The organism is Mycobacterium celatum, from assembly GCF_002101595.1.
GTDB lineage: Bacteria > Actinomycetota > Actinomycetes > Mycobacteriales > Mycobacteriaceae > Mycobacterium > Mycobacterium celatum.
The window spans coordinates 1-17,954 of the sequence record NZ_LQOM01000039.1; the positions used below are offsets into that span (position 1 = coordinate 1).

At 66.7% G+C, this 17,954-nt stretch carries 18 protein-coding genes; 14 read left to right on the plus strand and 4 right to left on the minus strand.

Annotated features, from left to right (window positions below; translation table 11 throughout):
- Positions 1 to 129: 129 nt before the first annotated feature.
- The 5 genes from AWB95_RS23330 to AWB95_RS17750 all read left to right on the plus strand — a co-directional run bounded on the left by AWB95_RS23330 (position 130) and on the right by AWB95_RS17750 (position 3,772).
- Positions 130 to 690, plus strand: coding sequence for a hypothetical protein (locus tag AWB95_RS23330; RefSeq protein ID WP_169714703.1), 561 nt, complete (start codon positions 130 to 132; stop codon positions 688 to 690).
- Entirely contained in the window at positions 647 to 988 is a 342-nt protein-coding gene (locus AWB95_RS24170; RefSeq protein WP_169714704.1) for an adenylate/guanylate cyclase domain-containing protein, read from the plus strand. Before AWB95_RS23330 ends, AWB95_RS24170 begins: the two co-directional genes overlap by 44 nt.
- Before the next feature lie 71 nt (positions 989 to 1,059).
- Positions 1,060 to 1,302, plus strand: a complete 243-nt coding sequence (locus AWB95_RS17740; protein WP_249025637.1) for a FeoA family protein — start codon at positions 1,060 to 1,062, stop codon at positions 1,300 to 1,302.
- Positions 1,299 to 3,212, plus strand: coding sequence for a ferrous iron transporter B (feoB, locus tag AWB95_RS17745; protein WP_062539007.1), 1,914 nt, complete (start codon positions 1,299 to 1,301; stop codon positions 3,210 to 3,212). The genes AWB95_RS17740 and feoB overlap by 4 nt, the downstream gene beginning before the upstream one ends.
- Positions 3,209 to 3,772 (plus strand): NifU family protein, encoded by a 564-nt coding sequence (locus AWB95_RS17750; RefSeq protein WP_062539008.1) that lies wholly within the window; start codon positions 3,209 to 3,211, stop codon positions 3,770 to 3,772. The genes feoB and AWB95_RS17750 overlap by 4 nt, the downstream gene beginning before the upstream one ends.
- A gap of 62 nt (positions 3,773 to 3,834) precedes the next feature.
- Here the strand turns inward: AWB95_RS17750 and AWB95_RS17755 are convergent, their stop codons facing one another.
- Positions 3,835 to 5,133, minus strand: coding sequence for a PucR family transcriptional regulator (locus AWB95_RS17755; protein WP_062539009.1), 1,299 nt, complete (start codon positions 5,131 to 5,133; stop codon positions 3,835 to 3,837).
- Positions 5,134 to 5,361: 228 nt separating this feature from the next.
- Here AWB95_RS17755 and AWB95_RS17760 point away from each other — a divergent pair, with 228 nt between their 5' ends.
- The 6 genes from AWB95_RS17760 to phaZ are packed head-to-tail and all read left to right on the plus strand — an operon-like array spanning position 5,362 to position 13,074.
- Positions 5,362 to 5,556, plus strand: coding sequence for a hypothetical protein (locus AWB95_RS17760; protein WP_062539010.1), 195 nt, complete (start codon positions 5,362 to 5,364; stop codon positions 5,554 to 5,556).
- A gap of 50 nt (positions 5,557 to 5,606) precedes the next feature.
- Positions 5,607 to 7,586, plus strand: a complete 1,980-nt coding sequence (locus AWB95_RS17765; RefSeq protein ID WP_085168473.1) for a GMC family oxidoreductase — start codon at positions 5,607 to 5,609, stop codon at positions 7,584 to 7,586.
- A 13-nt stretch (positions 7,587 to 7,599) separates the two neighbouring features.
- On the plus strand, positions 7,600 to 9,105 hold the full coding sequence (locus AWB95_RS17770) for a long-chain-fatty-acid--CoA ligase (RefSeq protein ID WP_062539035.1): 1,506 nt from the start codon (positions 7,600 to 7,602) through the stop codon (positions 9,103 to 9,105).
- Between the two features lie 5 nt (positions 9,106 to 9,110).
- Positions 9,111 to 10,802: a PHA/PHB synthase family protein gene (locus AWB95_RS17775; RefSeq protein WP_062539011.1), complete on the plus strand. Its 1,692-nt coding sequence runs from the start codon at positions 9,111 to 9,113 to the stop codon at positions 10,800 to 10,802.
- 2 nt (positions 10,803 to 10,804) lie between these two features.
- Positions 10,805 to 12,193, plus strand: a complete 1,389-nt coding sequence (locus AWB95_RS17780) for an aldehyde dehydrogenase family protein (protein WP_062539012.1) — start codon at positions 10,805 to 10,807, stop codon at positions 12,191 to 12,193.
- The gene (gene phaZ, locus AWB95_RS17785) at positions 12,193 to 13,074 is read left to right on the plus strand and encodes a poly(3-hydroxyalkanoate) depolymerase (RefSeq protein WP_084706968.1); all 882 of its coding nucleotides are present in this window, start codon (positions 12,193 to 12,195) and stop codon (positions 13,072 to 13,074) included. The genes AWB95_RS17780 and phaZ overlap by 1 nt, the downstream gene beginning before the upstream one ends.
- Positions 13,075 to 13,207: 133 nt before the next feature.
- On the opposite strand, the gene AWB95_RS17790 is transcribed toward phaZ, so the two are convergent.
- Positions 13,208 to 13,717 carry a DoxX family protein gene (locus tag AWB95_RS17790; protein WP_062539014.1) on the minus strand — a complete coding sequence of 170 codons (510 nt, stop codon included), beginning with the start codon at positions 13,715 to 13,717 and terminating at the stop codon, positions 13,208 to 13,210.
- An 86-nt stretch (positions 13,718 to 13,803) separates the two neighbouring features.
- Between AWB95_RS17790 and AWB95_RS17795 the strand changes: the two genes are divergently transcribed.
- Genes AWB95_RS17795 through AWB95_RS17805 form a run of 3 tightly spaced genes read left to right on the plus strand, consistent with a single transcriptional unit; the run spans position 13,804 to position 16,474 of the window.
- Positions 13,804 to 14,403: an NADPH-dependent F420 reductase gene (locus AWB95_RS17795; protein ID WP_269745715.1), complete on the plus strand. Its 600-nt coding sequence runs from the start codon at positions 13,804 to 13,806 to the stop codon at positions 14,401 to 14,403.
- A gap of 2 nt (positions 14,404 to 14,405) precedes the next feature.
- Positions 14,406 to 15,872, plus strand: coding sequence for a pyruvate, phosphate dikinase (locus tag AWB95_RS17800; RefSeq protein WP_085168474.1), 1,467 nt, complete (start codon positions 14,406 to 14,408; stop codon positions 15,870 to 15,872).
- Complete coding sequence (locus AWB95_RS17805) at positions 15,869 to 16,474, plus strand: hypothetical protein (RefSeq protein WP_062539016.1); 606 nt, start codon at positions 15,869 to 15,871, stop codon at positions 16,472 to 16,474. The genes AWB95_RS17800 and AWB95_RS17805 overlap by 4 nt, the downstream gene beginning before the upstream one ends.
- Position 16,475: 1 nt before the next feature.
- Here AWB95_RS17805 and AWB95_RS17810 read toward each other — a convergent pair whose 3' ends face one another.
- On the minus strand, positions 16,476 to 17,708 hold the full coding sequence (locus tag AWB95_RS17810) for a WS/DGAT domain-containing protein (protein ID WP_373280752.1): 1,233 nt from the start codon (positions 17,706 to 17,708) through the stop codon (positions 16,476 to 16,478).
- Between the two features lie 5 nt (positions 17,709 to 17,713).
- Positions 17,714 to 17,954: alpha/beta fold hydrolase (locus tag AWB95_RS17815; RefSeq protein WP_139818517.1), on the minus strand; the 241-nt coding region annotated here is incomplete at its 5' end.

Consider the following 17,954-nt stretch of genomic DNA (forward strand, 5'->3'; position numbering starts at 1 on the left):
TTGAGGGAACCATGACACGTAATCGTACAAAAGTGTGGGATCTAAATTACGTCACTGTAATTATGTCGCAGACCACTTAGTCAACGCGCTGAATCCCGAAAGGCCGTCGGCGCACTGGAGCGGGCCGGCATGAGCCCGCGAATGGCCCTGCTGACTTTTCAGGCGATCCTCACTCAGGTCGATGTGCGGGGCATCCTGGGCAGCATCCGTGTACCGACGCTTGTCCTACACCGGGAAAAGGATGCAATCCCAGTGGAATTCGCGCGTGAACTCGCCGCCATGATCCCGTCGGCGCGGCTCGTCGAACTCGACGGCATCGATCATTGGCCATTCGTCGGGGATATCAATTCGATCACCGGCGAGATCGAGGAGTTCCTGACGGGTCAGCGCCACGAGCACGTCCCCGACCGGGTTCTGGCCACGGTGCTGTTCACCGACATCGTCGACTCCACTCGGCGCGCAGCAGAACTCGGCGACAGACGGTGGCGTGAGCTATTGGAGCGCCACGACGACACCACCTGCAACGAGATCGCCCGGTTCCACGGTCGCTTCGTCAAGCACACCGGCGACGGAGTGCTGGCCACCTTCGACGGCCCCACCACGTGCGCTCCGCTGTGCCACCGAACTCGCCGAGCACATACCGGAATTGGGTATCGACATTCGATGCGGCCTGCACACCGGCGAGTGTGAGCTGCGTGGTGACGACATCGGAGGGATCGCCGTCCACATCGGGGCCCGCATCGCCGCCCTGGCGCAGGCCCGAGAGGTCCTCGTGTCCAACACCGTCAAGGACCTGGTGAACGGCTCTGGGATTGTCTTCGAAGATCGCGGCACGCACGTACTCAAAGGCGTACCCGGCGAGTGGAAACTCTTCGCTCCAGTCGGAAGCAACGTGGCTTCCGACTGGAGCCGACGCCGGTGTGACAGGTGTGACTGCCGAGCTGATGGCCCATATCTGACACCCCACTGGTCGCTGTCACCGGTGTAACTTCGGCGGTAATCCACATTTCAAGACGAAGGCCAGTGATGCATGACCCACACCCACATCGACCGGAGTCGATGACGGTCCTTGCGCAGCTGGCGCCCGGGCAGCGGGCAACCGTCGTGGGGATGATGCCGCAGGCAAACGCCGCGGTAGCCGACCGGTTATGGCAGCTGGGCTTCCGACCGACCGCCCGGGTCGATGTGGTCCGCCGCGCGCCGCTGGGTGATCCGACGATCTACCGCGTCCAAGACACCGAGCTCTGTATTCGCCGCCGCGAGGCGCGCCTGATCCAAGTCCTCGCGGAATCGGACCAATGACGTCGTGCCATACCGACGGGGGCGGCGCCGTCGCGGCCGCCGGTCATCGGCGGGTAGCCCTGGTAGGCAGCCCCAACGCCGGCAAGACCAGCGTCTTCAACCACCTGACCGGGTTGCACGCCAAAACCGGCAACTATCCCGGTGTCACCGTCGGCCGCAGCGTCGGCACCACCACGGTCGACGGCGTGGCACTCGCCATCGAAGACTTGCCCGGCACCTACAGCCTGGATCCGATCAGCCCCGACGAGCAGGTAGTGGTCGATCTGCTGACAGGTGGGTTCACCGACGTCGAGAGACCCGACGCGATCGTGCTGGTCGCCGACGCGACCACGCTGCATCGCTCGATACCGCTGGTGGCTCAAGTGCTGCGCCTGGATTTGCCGTGTCTGCTGGCGCTGACCATGAGCGACGAACTCAGTGCGCGTGGCGGCCGGATCGATGCCGAGGCGTTGTCGGCGGCGCTGGGCATCCCGGTGGCAATGGTCGTCGGACACCAGGGGTGGGGCCTCGACGGCCTGCGCGCCCGGCTGGGATCAGTCGACCGGTGGGAACGACCGCCGATTTTGCCGCCGGCGGACCGCGACGGTATCGCGGGCTGGGGCAAGTCGGTGCTCGACGCCGCTGATTACGTTGTGCCGCAACCGGATCGACGGACCAGTCGGATCGACCGGTTCGTGTTGCATCCGCTGTGGGGCACCCTGATCTTCTTCGCGGTGATGTTCGCGTTTTTTCAGGTCGTGTTCACCGTCGCTGCGCCGCTTCGGGATTGGATCGCGCAAGGGCTGACCTGGCTGGGCAGCGAGGTCGGCGACCACATCGGCAACTCGGCCGTGAGTGGTCTGCTCGGCAGCGGACTTATCGGCGGCGTCGGCACCGTCCTGCAATTCATCCCGCAGATCGTGTTGCTGTTCTTGCTGATCGCGCTGCTGGAGAACATCGGCTACATGTCGCGGGCAGCGTTCTTGATGGACCGGGTGATGGCCACGACCGGGCTCGAAGGCCGTGCCTTCGTGGCGATGCTGTCGTCGTTCGCCTGCGCGATCCCGGGGATCATGGCGACCCGGACGTTGCCGTCGTCGCGCGACCGGATCGCGACCATTCTTACCGCGCCGCTGATGACGTGTTCGGCCCGGCTGCCGGTGTACACCTTGCTGGTCGGTCTGCTGGTTGCGCCGCAAACACATTGGTGGGGACTGAGTGCGCAGGGCATCACGATGTTCGTGCTGTATCTCGGTGGCGGCACGTCAGCGTTGATCGCCGCTGGCTTGTTCAAATCGACGATCCTGCGTAGCGACCTCGTGCCGTTCACCATGGAGCTTCCGCCGTATCGGTTCCCGTCGCCCAAAGTGGTGCTCGTGGCGATCTGGAGCGCGGCCAAGATGTTCCTGCGCAAGGCCGGCACGATCATCCTGACCGTTTCCGTGGTGCTGTGGGCGCTGCTCAACCTGCCGGCGCGGGGCGCCGACACGACCAACATGTCCGCGGCCGAGGCACGCGCATACGTGATGGACCACAGCTACGCCGCGGACGTCGGCAAGGCGATCGAGCCGATATTCCGGCCGCTCGGCTTCGACTGGCGCATCGACGTCGCGTTGGTGGGTTCGCTGTCGGCGCGCGAGGTGTTCGTGTCCACCCTGGGCGAGATATCGGCCGCGACGCACCCCGACAAACCAGCTGAAGCGCTGGTCGCGATGACCGACGATCACGGCCGCAAGGTGTTCACCGCGCCGACGGTCATCGCGCTGCTGGCGTATTTCATGTTCGCGTTGCAGTGCATGTCCACGATCGCGGTGATGCGACGAGAGACCAACTCGTGGCGCTGGCCGGCGCTGGCGTTCAGTTACATGTTCGTACTGGCCTGGGTGATGGCGTTTGCCGCCCGGATCATTGCGATGGGTCTGGGCGCATGATTCCGATGCACGCCACCGCCACCGCCAACCCCCGGCAGCTGCGCTGGGTGGTGCCACCGGGCAACCTGCCGCCTCCCGGCAGGGTCCGGCACGCTCCGGACCGGCTCGGCGCCTGGCTGGACCGCGGGGTCATCGACGAGCTCGTGGTGCGCGGCGCCGATGTGCTGATCACGCTGAGCGCTGGAAACAGCTGGCGGGATCTCGGCGATCAGATGCGCGACGCGCTCGCCGATGCGCTGCGGGACCCGGCCGGCTGGCAGATCGAGCCGTCGGATGACAGCACTGCTGAGTTGGCAGAGGTCGCCGCCGAGCTACTGGCCGGACCGATCGGCGCATTGGCCGAATCACACGGCGGTTCAATCGAATTGGTCTCCGTGACCGGCAATCATGTCACGGTCCGGCTGTCCGGCTCGTGCGACGGATGCCCGGCTGCCGCCTCGACGCTGTACGAAAAGTTCCAGCACGAACTGCATCGGCGGGTCGGCGGCCATGTCACCGTCTCCCGCGAAAGCAACTCGTTGTCGTTGGGCCGCAAGGTGCTGTCTCTGCTGGCACGCTGAGGGCAGGCTGCCGACCGATCTTCTCACATGAAAACTGGCTGTGCGCTGATGATTTCATGTCATCACAGCGACTTTGCGGAGGCTGTTGCTCGTGGTCCCGAAAGGACCGCTGTGCCAAGCCGGTGACATAGAAGCAAGGCGGCTTCGACGTCGAGTCGGTCGTCGGTGATCGGTCGGCCACGACGCTCGATCGCGCGTTGCACGCGGTATTTTATGGAGTTGAAGTGTAGATGGAGCTCCGCGGCGGCGGCCGTGAAGCTTGAGCCCGTGGCGAGAAACACGCGTAATGTTTCGCGTAGCCGTTCGTCGCTTTCGGTGCGGCTGGCGAGCGGACCGAGTACCTCGTCGACCCATGTGCGTGCCTCATCGAGGCTGCCACCCAGCAGCGCGGTCATTGAGAGACCGGCATCGCTGGCGGCGGTGACCCGGGGCGCGTTCGAACCCGATGCGATCGCCACGGCGCGGGCGACCTGCGCCTGCCGATGTGAGCGGCGGAAACCCTCAATTCCGGGCAAGGGGTTACCGGCCGCGATCCAAGGCGTATCGGTTCGCGCCGCGGCGAATTCGCGCAATTGCGCCACCGCGTTCGACGCAGCATTCGCCGGCAATGGAATCCAGGCCCATGCTGTCAGGCGGTCCACGGGGATGAACAACGCAGCCTCGCTGGCACCGAGCGATTCGGCGAGTTGATTGATGAACCGTTCCATCGGCACGAGTTGGTCGCCACCATCGGACTCGCCGCACCAGACGACAACCGATAGGTGAGTTCGCCTGAGTGGGTATCGTATGGCGGTTGTCATCGAGTCGATGTCGGTGTCGGCCCCTTCCAGTAGCTCGCGGACTTGCCACGCGCGCAAGCTGTTTCGGTTTTCGATCCAGCGGTCCCGCTCGCTTTCGTAGGTAGCCACCACTTGCTGAGACATCCAGTCGATATAGCCAAACGTGATTTCGGCGATCTGCCCGAATACGTCCAGGCTCAGCTGGGGCTCCAGATTCAACGCGCCCACCTCGTGGAGCGCAATGCTTAACACCGCCTTGTGGCCGAGCCGGTAAGCCCGCACCAATGCATTGACGGACATTCCGCGCTGCGCGAGACGCCGCGCGTGCTCAAGGGCTGCCGTCGGCGGTTCGACATGCTCGATCGGGATAGCGTGACGGATCGCTGAGAACAGTGTGTCGACGTTCGCGTCGACGCTGTCCTGCAGCACTTGCAGCAGCTCAGCGTCACGCATTTCGGCAATCTCGGTGACCATCTGCTGGATCGAACTGGTCACCTCGGCCAGTCGCTCGCCTAGCCGGTTGACGACGGCCGTCGCAAAGTGAGCGACAGTCTCGGCGTGGTCGGGTCGCGCCTCCATCATGGCAGGTCCAAGTCCTCGTTACCCAATAACCAGACCCTAACGCCTGCCAGGCGGAGCGGATCGCTGCTTCGTCGTTCGGAAGGCAAGAAGACAAGGATCCGCCGCAAGTTGGTTGGCTGGCGACATAGCTGCCCGGGGGCAGCGTCCGTAATTTTCATACGAGCCCGCCAGAGCGTGGCGACGTAATCAAATCCCACAGTTCCGTTTTGCGGAGAAAGCGAGTGACCCATGATCACGACGTATCTGACCATTATCGCAATGCTGATGTTCGTCTTGTTCCCGGTGCTGATCCCAGCGGCCGTCACGCTGGCCCCGAAGACCTCTGCGGGAGCGCGGCGCATCGTCAGCGGTGTCGCCGGCTGGCAGCAGGCGCTCGGCCGGACCATCGGCTGGCAGCGTCCCGCTCGCAGGTTTGCTGTCTGACCGCAGTTCTCGGCTGTATCGCCGCCCGTCTAGACAATTCGGAGAGACAAGTGAACGCTCAAATCACGGATACACATCGCGCGGTCTTGCGGGCGCTCGCGGACACGGTCGTTCCCTCCCTGCAGCGCCCTGAGGACCCAACCCGCTTCTGGGCGCTCAGCGGCAGCGAGCTGGGTGCCGCCGCCGCAGTGGAGACCGCACTGATGGGGCTGCCCGATGACCAGCGTGCGGGCATGCTCATGTTGCTTGAGGGGCTGCATTCGCAGGGGTTCGTCACCGAGTCGCCGCAGGCGCGGGAGCGGATGATCGCCGAGGTTGCTCTGATGGGCGCGCAGCCCGCGGCAGCAATGAACGCGCTCATGTCGCTGACCTTGGCGTTTGCTTACGCCGCGCCCGATCCGCAGACCGCAACCAACCCGATGTGGGCGGGCTTCGGTTATCCGGGAGCTCCGCGTGTCGAGCCGGGCGGCGGTGAGGCGCCCGCGCCGTTCGTTCCCACAACGGGCGCAGTGGACGCCGACGTCTGCGTGGTCGGTTCGGGCGCGGGCGGAGGTCTGATCGCCGGAATGCTCGCGGCCGCGGGCCTCGACGTCGTGGTGCTCGAGGCGGGCGGGAACTTCAACGAGCCGGACTTCGCCGGACTCGAGCTACCCGCGTTCCAGCAGCTGTTTTGGCGCGGCGGCCCCACACCGACCGCAGACTTCAACGTCACCTTGCTGGCCGGGGCGACGCTCGGCGGCGGGCCGACCGTCAACTGGTCCAACTGCCTGCGCACACCGGCGAACGTGCGCGCGCAGTGGGCGCGCGACTTCGGCCTGCAGGGAGTTGACGGACCGGAGTTCGACCGTCACCTGGATGCGGTTTGGCAGCGGCTCGGGGTCACCGCGGACTGCTCGGACCTCAACGGCCCGCACCAGCGCATGCGCGACGGCGCGGCAGCCCTCGGCTGGTCGTTCACAACGCTCAGCCGCAACGCCGACCCGGCCGCGTACTCGCCCGACACCGCGGGCTACATCGGCCTCGGCGACCGCTCGGGCGCCAAGCTCGACGTGCGCCGCACCTATCTGCGGGACGCGGTCACGGCTGGCGCGCGGGTAATCGTGGGCTGTCGTGCCGAACGGGTGCTCACCGAAAACGGCAGCGCCGCAGGCGTTGCGGCCACCTTCGCCGACCCGAAGACCGGAGCCAGCGCGCGTGTCGAGGTGCGCGCACCGCGTGTCGTGGTCGCGTGCGGCTCACTGGAGTCCCCGGCGCTGCTGCTGCGCTCCGGCATCGGCGGCCCGGCGGTCGGACGCTACCTGCACCTACACCCGGTGGTCGCCACCCTCGCGCTGCACGCCGAGCCGCAGCGGCCGTGGTGGGGAGCGCCGATGACGGCGATGGTCGACGAGTTCGCCGACATCGAGCACGGCTACGGCTTCCTTCTGCAGAACGCGCAGTGGGCGACCTCGATCGTGGCCGGCGGCATAGCCCGCGCGTCGGGCCAGGAGCTCAAGGAGACGATGGCGCGGCTGGAGAACGCCGCCTGGATGGTTGGGATCCCGCGCGACCGGGGGCACGGAACCGTGACGATCGATGCCGCTGGCGAACCGGTGGTTCATTACGCGCTCACCGACGACGTCGACGTTCGCATCGCCCGTCGCTCCATCGAGGCCCAGATCCGGCTGCACGCCGCCGCCGGAGCCCGCGAGATCATCCCGTTCGCCAACACGACGACCCGCTGGCGCGCGGGCGACGACCTCGAGGAGTTCATCGCCGCCATGCAGCGAATCCCCCTCGGAGCGGGTGGGCACCGGCTGTTTTCCGCCCACCAGATGAGCAGCTGCCGGATGGGTTCGGATCCGGCGACGTCGGTCGCCAACACCCGGGGCGAGCTGCACGACACACCCGGTGTCTACATCGGCGACGCGAGCGCGCTGCCGACCGCAACCGGCGTGAATCCGATGATCTCGACGATGGCGCTCGCCCACCGAACGGCGGAGGCGATCGTCGAGACGACGACGGCCAAGGCACCCGCCCTGCCGGGATGAGGGGAAGGGCACCATGACGATCGGCACTAACCTCCTTGCATCGAAAGACCGCCGGCCCGACCATGTTGCGCTGCGCTGTGACGACCTGCAGTTCAGCTTCGCCGAGTTCGACGCGGCGGCCGCGCGGGTCGCCACGCTGCTCGACAAGGCGGGAATAGAACCCGGCGACCGCGTGGGCATCATGTTGCCCAACACGCCGGCATTCGCGATCGCGTTCTACGGCATCATGTATCGAGGCGCCGTCGCGGTCCCGATGAACCCGCTACTGAAGGCCCGCGAGGTGGCCTACTACCTGTCCAACAGCGGAGCCAAAGCGCTGTTCGCGACATCGGCCTTCGCGCAGGAGGCCACCGCCGGCGCCGACGAGACGGGCGCGCAGTGCTGGATCGTCCCCGTCGCCGGACTGGCAAACCTGATCGCCGACCTGCCCGCGCAGCCCTGTCCGGTGGAGCGTGCCGACGACGACACCGCGGTCATCCTGCATACCTCCGGGACCACCGGAAAACCCAAGGGCGCCATGCTCACCCACGGTAACCTGGGCCGCAACGCCGAGGTCTGCGTGCGCACGCTCATCGAAATCGGGCCGGACGACGTGGTGATGGGCTGTCTGCCGCTGTTTCACGTCTTCGGGCTGACCTGCGGGCTCAACGCCGCGGTGCTCGCGGGCGCGACGTTGACGCTGGTCCCCCGTTTCGACCCGCGCACGGCACTCGAGGTGATCCAGCGTGACGCCGTCACGGTGTTCGAGGGCGTGCCGACTATGTATTCTGCGCTGCTCAGTGCGGCCGATGACGCCGCGCCGGAGGCGACGCGCACGTTGCGGGCCTGCGTCTCCGGTGGCGCGGCGCTCCCCGTCCAGGTGCTCGACGATTTCGAAAAGGCTTTTGGCTGCATCGTTCTCGAGGGTTACGGGCTGTCGGAGAGTTCTCCGGCGGCGTCGTTCAACCATCCGCACCGCCCGCGCAAGGCGGGTTCGATCGGCACCCCGATCGAAGGTGTCCAGATGCGGGTGGTGGGCTCCGACGGAAACGAGGTCGCGCAAGGGGAAACGGGCGAGATTCAGATCCGCGGCCACAACGTGATGAAGGGCTACTGGAACCTGCCCGAGGCCACCGCGGCCACCATCACCCCGGACGGCTGGCTGAACACCGGCGATGTGGGACGCGTCGACGAGGACGGCTACTTCTATATCGTCGACCGCACGAAGGACATGATCATTCGCGGCGGCTACAACGTCTATCCACGCGAGATCGAGGAGGTGCTCTACGAGCATCCCGCGGTGGCCGAAGCCGCCGTCATCGGCATCCCGCACGACTCCCTCGGTGAAGAGGTCGGAGCCGCCGTCGCTTTGAAGAACGGCGCGTCCGCGGAACCCGACGAGCTGCGCCAGTACGTCAAAGCCCGGGTGGCCGCCTACAAGTATCCCCGCCAAGTCTGGCTGGTGGACTCGCTGCCCAAGGGACCCACCGGCAAGGTCCAAAAACGCGACATCACCGTTCCGCCAAGTGAAAGCACGTGATAGCCATGGCCGCCTCCACAACCAAACCCGACGAGCTGGCCGCACCGCTGGACTTGTTGTTGACCAGCGCCACCCGGCCGTTTGGCCGCCGGATGATGCCCAATACCAGCTGGGCTCGCTTCGGGGCGAACCTGGCCAAACAACCCGGCGCCGTGAGCAGCCGCGCCGGCACGCTCGCCCGCGAACTCGGCAGTATCGTCGTGGGCCGATCGCATCGCGCTCCGGCCCGGGCCGACAAGCGGTTCAGCGACCCTGCGTGGCAAGGCAATCCGCTGCTGCACCGGATCATGCAAACCTATCTGGCGACGGCCGAGACCGCCGAGGGGCTGCTCGCCGACGCCGGACTGGACTGGCGCGATGACGACAAGATGCGCTTCGTCGTCTCCAATCTGGTGGAGTTCCTGGCGCCGAGCAACAATCCGCTGATCAGCCCGTTGGGCTGGAAGGCGCTGATCGACACCGGCGGCTTGAGCGCGGTGCGCGGCGCGCGGGCGTTTACCCGCGACATACTGTCCAAACCGCGGGTGCCCGCGATGGTCGAACCCGATGCGTTCGCGGTGGGCGAGACCGTGGCCACCACCAAAGGAGCGGTGGTGGCCCAAACCTCGGTGTTCGAACTGATCCAGTACGCCCCGCAGACACCTACCGTGCACACGGTCCCGTTGCTGATCGTGCCGCCGGTGATCAACAAGTACTACATCATCGACATCGCGCCCGGACACAGCATGATCGAGTACTTCGTCGCGCAGGGCCAGCAGGTCTTCACGATTTCCTGGCGCAATCCCCAAGCCCGGCACCGTGATTGGGGTTTCGACGCCTACGGCGCGGCCATCATCGAGGCGATGGACGCGGTGCAAAAGATCGCCGGGACCGACAGCACCCACCTGCTGGCAACCTGCTCGGGCGGCATCCTGGCGGCGATGACGGCGGCGCACCTCGCCGAGATCGGCGACGCCGACCGGATCGCGGGCCTCGCCTTGGCGGTCACCGTGCTGGATCAGACCCGGGCTGGGTTCGCGTCGGCGATGATGAGTGAGCGGGCCGCGCAGGCCGCGATTCGGACGTCGGCCAAGAAGGGATATCTGGACGGGCGGGCCATGGCGGAGATGTTCGCCTGGCTGCGGCCCACGGATTTGGTGTGGCGGTACTGGGTGAACAACTACGTGCAAGGCCGCCCACCCGCGCCGTTCGACGTGCTGTTCTGGAACGCCGACACCACCCGGATGACCGCCGCCCTGCACCGCGACATGGTGTTGACGGGGCTGAATAATTCGCTGACCATCCCCGGAGCGGTGAGCATGCTGGACACGCCGGTGGATTTGTCGAAGATCACCACCGACGCCTACGTGATCGGCGGTGTGGCCGACCACATTTCGCCGTGGCAAGCCACCTATCGCAGCGCGCGCCTCATGGGCAGCAAGGACAACCGCTACGTGTTGTCCACCAGCGGCCATATCGCCGCGTTGGTCAACCCGCCCGGCAATCCGAAGGCGTCGTATCGAACCGGTCCGGTCGACGTCGACGATCCGCAAGCATGGCTGGAGTCGGCGCAAAAGTTTCCCGACTCGTGGTGGCCGGATTATGCGCGCTGGCTGAGCGAGCGCAGTGGCCCGGAGATCGACGCACCGAAAACCCTTGGCGGGGAAGGTTTCCCGCCTCTCGGGCCGGCCCCCGGTAGTTACGTGCTGGAGAAATAGAGATGACCACTCAGACCATCACCGCACCGCCCGAACTGGTCGAGAAGATCGCTGCTCTTCGCGGCGCCTTCGCAAGGGGACACACCCGGCAGATCGAGTGGCGGCAGCGTCAACTCCACGCAATCGAGCGACTCCTCGACGAAGCCGAGGATGAGATCGCTGCGGCCCTCGCCCAGGATCTCGGCCGAGCGCGGGCCGAAGCCTGGCTCGGTGACATCGCGTCCACGAAGGGTGAAGCGGCGTTCGCGCGCAAGCATCTGCGCACTTGGATAAAGCGCAAGAAACAGCGGCTGCCCATGAACCAGCTTCCCGGGTCGGCTTGGGTGCAGTATGAACCGTTGGGTGTCGTGCTGATCATCGCGCCGTGGAACTATCCGGTCTACCTTGCGCTCTCGCCTCTGGTGGCCGCTGTCGCGGCCGGCAACTGTGCGGTGGTCAAGCCGTCAGAACTCACCCCTGTCACCTCGGCGCTTCTTGCCCGGCTGATTCCGCAGTATCTGGACCCGGACGCGGTGGCCGTCGTCGAGGGCGCGGCGGAAACAACCCAGCAGCTGCTCTCGTTGGGCTTCGATCACGCCCTGTTCACCGGCGGCACCGCGATCGGTCGCAAGGTCATGGCCGCGGCGGCCGAAACGCTCACTCCGGTGACCTTGGAGCTGGGCGGCAAGAGCCCGGTGATCGTGGCCACAGACGCCGATCTCGAGGTGACGGCACGGCGGATCGCGTGGGGACGGCTGCTGAACTCCGGGCAAACCTGCATCGCACCGGATTACGTGCTAGTCGACAAATCCGTGCAGCAGAAGCTCGTTGGACTGATCGTCGACACGGTGGCCGCCTTTCGCGCCGACACAACGGCCGGCATGCGCATCGTGAACCAGCGCCAGTTCGACCGGCTCGCCGGGTATCTCGACGCCACCAAGGGAACGATCGTCGTCGGTGGGCAAAGCGCCCGCGATTCGCTGACGATCGATCCCACGGTCATCGTCGACCCTGATCCCACGGAGCCGGCGATGACCGAGGAGATCTTCGGTCCGATCCTGCCGGTGATCGGAGTCGATTCCGTGGAGCAGGCGATCCGGTTCGTCAACGCACGGCCGAAGCCGCTCGCGCTTTACGTGTTCTCCGGCTCGAAATCGACCAGCAGGCGGATCATCGACGCGGTCCCCGCCGGCGGCGCGGTAGTCAACCACGTCGCGATGCACTGCCTGGTACCGCAGCTGCCGTTTGGCGGTGTGGGGCCCAGTGGAATGGGCGCCTACCACGGCGAGTGGGGATTTCAGACGATGAGTCATCGCAAGGCAGTTCTTGCCAAAACGACGTGGCCAGATCTCAAGCTGCTCTACCCGCCGTATACCGATAAGGCGCTGAAGGTCATGCGCAGGCTGCTCTGATGACCGCGCGTAAGTCGCGATCTGCCAGCACCCGTGAATCGCGACGTCTTCGGGTGGTATCGCCCAGCCCCTTCGGCGAGGAGCATTACGTCGCCGCCGGCGGGCAGCGTATCCGGGTGAACGTGCGGCGCGGAATCGGTGTGCCGCTGGTGTTGTGTAACGGCATCGGCGCCAGCCTGGAGGTGCTCGACCCGCTGGTGGAGCACCTGGATCCGGGTTCCGCGGTGGTCAGATTCGATGTTCCGGGGACGGGCGGATCTCCCACATCCGTTCTGCCGTATGGGTTTCCCTACCTGGCCTGGGTGCTGGGCCGGGTACTGTCCAAGCTGGAGATCGGTGTGGTGGACGTGCTCGGGTTGTCGTGGGGTGGCGCACTTGCGCAACAGTTTGCCTTCCAAAACCCGCGCCGGTGCCGCCGCCTGGTGCTGGTGGCGACGGGCACCGGGGCGCTGATGGTGCCCGGCCAACCACGGGTACTGGCGAAAATGCTGACTCCGCGCAGATTCTCCGATCCGGACTATGCGGCATCCATCGCCGGCGAGTTGTACGGCGGTACGGTTCGAACCCACGGTGAGGACGTGGCGCGACTTTTCGTGCGGCAGTTGCACGCCGGATCCAAAATGGGCTATCTGCACCAACTGCTCGCCGGTGCGGTCTGGACCAGTCTGTTTGCGCTGCCCACGGTGCGCCAGGAGACGCTGATCATGGCCGGCGCCGATGACCCGATCATCCCGATGGTCAACGCCCACATCATGAACACCTTGCTGCCCCATTCGCGGCTACACCAACATAGCGGCGGCCACATTGACCTCGTGCACAACGCGGCCGAACTTGCGCCAGTCGTCGACGCATTCCTGCGCGAGCCGCAGAAAAGTCCTTAAGTCGCCGGACTGCGCTATCTGGGCATCGCCGGGCTTCGGCCCGGCTCGGCGCGAGCCGTGCGGTCTCATCCATTGGGCCGGCACCGCGAGCTTGGCCATCATGTGCGGCTGGGTCAACCGCGTGGCGAAACCGCTACGGTTGTTCCTGCTTGACCGGCGGACGGTAGAAGATCAGCAACTGGCCGATCCCACCGGCCAGACCCAGCAGCACCGAGATCAGCAGCCCGTGCCACCCGTAGAACGAGCGGCCGAAGATCAGCCAATCCAGGCTGTACTCGCCGGGCCCCACGGTGGCCACCACGACGGCGCCGACGGCCAACACCATCACGTACTCCCAGCCTTCGTTGATGATGAAGAAGCCGTGCGGCCTGTGTACGGTCCACGCGGCGACGAACATCAGCGCGACGAAGCCGGCGGCCGGGATCGGCGTGAGCAGCCCGGCGGCCAGCCCCAGGCCGGCGCTCACCTCGGTGCTGGCCGCGACCACGGCCTGGAATGTGCCGGCCTTCATGCCGATGCTGGAGAACCAGCGCGCGGTCCCGGGGATGCGGCCGCCGCCGAAGAACTTGTTGTAGCCGTGGGCGGCGAGCGTCAGGCCCAGCGCCACCCGCAAGATCAGTAAACCGACATCATAGGCAGTCATAGACGCAAACCTAGATCATCGGGTAGGCAGAAGTATCCTGCCACCCACCAACAAGCACGAAGGAGCCTCACATCAAGATCGCGATCATTGGCGCCGGCAACGTCGGGCGCGCCCTGGGCACCGCCTGGCGCAACCGCGGCCACGACATCACATTCGGGGTGCGCAACCCCGACGACCCGAAGTACGCGGCGCTCGGCGCAGTCCGGACCAACGAATCCGCTGCGAGCGCAGCCGATGTCGTGGTCCTGTGTACTCCGTGGCAGGGAACCCAGCAGGCCGTGCGGGACTGCGGCGATCTCGCCGGAAAGGTCGTCGTCGATTGCACCAACCCGCTCACCCCCGACTTCACCGCGCTGGAAGTCGGGCTCACCTCATCCGGCGCCGAACAGGTAGCGGTGTGGGCACCCGGCGCGCGGGTCTGCAAAGCGATGAACCAGATCGGCGCGCCGATGATGGACTCTCCGCAACTGCCCGGCACACCGGTGATGTTCGTCTGCGGTGACGACGACCAGGCCAAGTCGGTGACCGCGGGGCTGGTCACCGAGTTGGGCTTCGAAACCGTCGACGTCGGCGAGCTGAGGCTGGCGCGGCTGCTCGAGCCGTACGCGCTGTTGTGGATTCACCTGGCGTTGCGTCGCGGATTCGGCACGAACTTCGGCTTCGGCCTGCTGCGCGGCCAATCCTGACAATGCCTGCAGCCACCGTAGTGTTCCTCGACGGCGATGCGCGCTGCCCGCCGGAAGTACTGGGCTACAAGGGATTCGGCATCGACACGATGCGACGCCACGGACTGCCGGTGCCGCCCGCCTTCTGCCTCACCACCGAGGTGGGTGCCCGCTATTTGGACGAACCCAGCGCGACGTTGGACGCGGTCTGGGACGACGTGCTTGACGGGATACGCCGGCTGGAAGCCGCAACGTCGCGCACGTTCGGGCGGGGACCGCGTCCGCTGCTGGTCAGCGTGCGCTCCGGTGCGGCTGTGTCGATGCCCGGCATGATGGATACGGTGCTGGATCTGGGCATGTGCGGCGAGGTCGAACGGGCACTCGGCGCCGCCGCATTCGCGCACGATACGTGGCGCCGGTTCACGGACGGGTATCGGCGCATCGTGGCCGACCGAGTGCCCGAGGATCCCTACCTGCAGTTGCGCGCGGCGATCGAGGCGGTGTTCAGGTCGTGGAACTCACCGCGCGCCGCTGCATACCGCGCCCACCACGGGCTGGACAACCGCGGGGGCACCGCCGCGGTTGTCCAGGCGATGGTGTTCGGCAACTTGAACACTAATTCCGGTGCAGGCGTGGTGTTTTCCCGCAACCCGATGACCGGAGCCGACGACGAATTCGGTGAGTGGCTGCCCGGCGGCCAGGGCGACGACGTCGTGTCGGGCACCGTCGACGTCAAACCGATCACCGCGCTGCGCGACCAGCAGCCCGCTGTCTATGACGAGTTGACGTCCGCCGCCCGCACGTTGGAGCGGCTCACCGCCGATGCGCAGGAGATCGAGTTCACCGTCGAAGACCACACACTGTGGCTGCTGCAGACCCGGGCGGCGAAGCGATCGCCGCAGGCCGCGGTGCGGCTGGCGCTGCACCTGCGCCGCGACGGGCTGATCGACGACGCCGAGGTGCTGCGCCGGGTGACCCCGGCTCACGTCGAGGCGCTGTTGCGGCCGTCGCTGCAACCGGAAACCCGGTTGGCGGCACCACTTTTGGCCAAGGGACTGGCTGCCAGCCAGGGCGTGGCCACCGGGCGGGCATACACCGACGTGGACGCGGCGGTGCAGGCCGCCGACCGCGGCGAGGACGTCATCCTGGTGCGACACCACACCAGCCCCGACGACATCCACGGCATGCTGGTCGCCCGCGGCGTTGTCACCGAGACCGGCGGCGCCACCAGCCACGCGGCGGTGGTCAGCCGCGAACTGGGCCGCGTCGCGGTGGTGGGCTGCGGCGGCGGCGTCACTGAGTCGCTGGCGGGCAGGCTGGTCACCGTCGACGGCAACGAGGGCGAAGTGCGTGACGGCGCACTGGAACTCGCCGCCTGGTCGGAGGACGACTCGCCGGAGCTTCGCGAGTTGGCAGAGATCGCACAGCGATTCAGTCCGCTGCGCGACGGCCCCCTGACGGCCATGCTCAGCGCACTACGGCAATCATGAGCGAATTGACCGTGCTGCAGGCTGTTCGGTTCAAAGGCCGGGTCAGTCCGGCCGACCTGGCCGCCACTTTGGGTGAGGATCCGGCCGAAGTCGCCCGTACCGTCGAGCAGTTGACACGGACGGGTCTGCTGATCGACGGGAAGACCGTGCGAATCAGCCCGGACGGGCGTGCCCGCCTCGCCGAGTTGCTGGCCGAAGAGCGCGCGGCCGCTGACACGGCCGCGCTGGCCTCCGCCTACGACGAGTTTCGGGGGGTGAACACCGAATTCAAGTCGCTGGTCACCGACTGGCAGGTCAAAGACGGGCAGCCCAACACCCACGAGGACGACTCCTACGACGCCGGGGTGTTATCCCGTCTCGACGAGGTGCACCGGCGGGTGATGCCGATCATTGCGGCGGCCGCCTCGCAGCTGCCCCGGCTGAGCCACTACTCGGCCAAACTGCAGGCGGCCATCGACAAGATCTATGCCGGCGAGACCCTGTGGTTGTCCCGGCCGCTGATCGACTCCTATCACACCGTGTGGTTCGAACTGCATGAGGAACTGATTCTGGCCGCCGGCCGAACCCGGGAGGCGGAAGCTAAATCGGGTGAGGCCCAATAGTTTACAGCGCTGACTCCAAAGCCTGGACGTAAGCGTCGATGTCGCCGATCGCCGATTCGGCCGCATGCACGCTGATCGCAACCGTATCGCCGATACCGTGCACGCCGTGGGTGAGGCCCATCGCCGGCGACAACGCGGGGAATCCGGCGGTCAGCAACACGGGCGCATCACCGAGGTGCAAGTCGGCCGGACCGCGATGGACGCTGGACACCACGGTATTGCCGGATACCAGCGTCGGCCGGGCATCGACGTCGAATTGGGCTACACCCCAGCGCAGCAGCGCAGCGGGCACCGCGGCGAATGCCCGGTCAGCCGCACGTGCCGCCGGGTGTTCGGCACGGCGGCGGACATCGGCCAACTCCGCGACGATCCGCTCTGTTCGGGCCTCCCGCGGAAGGTCCGGATAAAGCCCGACGGTAACGTTGCGGAAGTGGTTGTGTGCTTGTCGCGCACCAGGTTTGATCATCGGCACCTCGGCTCCCAGCGAACCGGCCACGCCGCCCAGGTAATCGGAGAGCGCGTCGGCTACCGCGCGCAGCACGGCGACAGTCACGGTAGGGCCGGGCAGTTGTGAGCGGTGCCGCACCAGAGTGCGCACCGCGCGCGCACCCGCCGGACGGGTGTTGGTGATCAGCGCCGGCCGTGATTCGGCCGGTTTTTCCAGTACTCCCGCCGCCATATCCCGGACCAACTGCCGGTGCGCGCGTGCCGCCTCGAAGGCACGCCAGGGCAGGAAGCCCGCCGACGGCGCGCTGACGTCGGGCACTGGTTCCGCCCGGCCGAACAGCCAGCCGGCCATCGCCGATGCGCGGGCGCCGTCGGCCAACGCATGCGCGACCTGCAGGACCGCCACCGACCCCGGCCCGCCGCTGCCCGGAATGTCGTGGACAGGGGCGAACAGATGTAGCCGCCAGGGACTTCGGCGGACGTCGAGCTGGTCGTCGACGAGACGCATGACGGCGTCGAGGCAACCGCGCCAACCGGCGTCGTCCAGGTGGTGGACGCGCGGGGGCTCGACCGGCATCGGCACCCACCGCGGATAGGTCAGCGGCGAGCCGTCGCTCACCCGGATCGTCAATGCTTTGCATGCTCGGGCCCGGCGTACGGCGTCGTCGATCGCGCGTGCGGCGTCGGCAGGCTCGCCGGCGAACGCGTAGAGCAGAAACTGGTCGTTGGGGATCTTGGCCGACATCCAGTAGAACTGGGCGTCGACCGCCGCCATCCGGGCCGGCATGACACCTACCCTTGGCCGATGAACCCGAGCACCAACTCGGCGACTTCCTCCGGCTGGTCGAGTTGCAGGAAATGCCCGGCGTGTTCGACGATCGCCACCTCGCTGCCCGCGGGTAGCACCTTCTCCGTCCAGTGCGCGAAGGCCGGTGTGGCGCAGCCGTCGTCGCGGCCGTGCAGGTACAGACTCGGCAGGCTCGGGGCTTCCGTCCAGTATCGGTGCAACTCGGCGTACTGGGCGGGCGGGCGG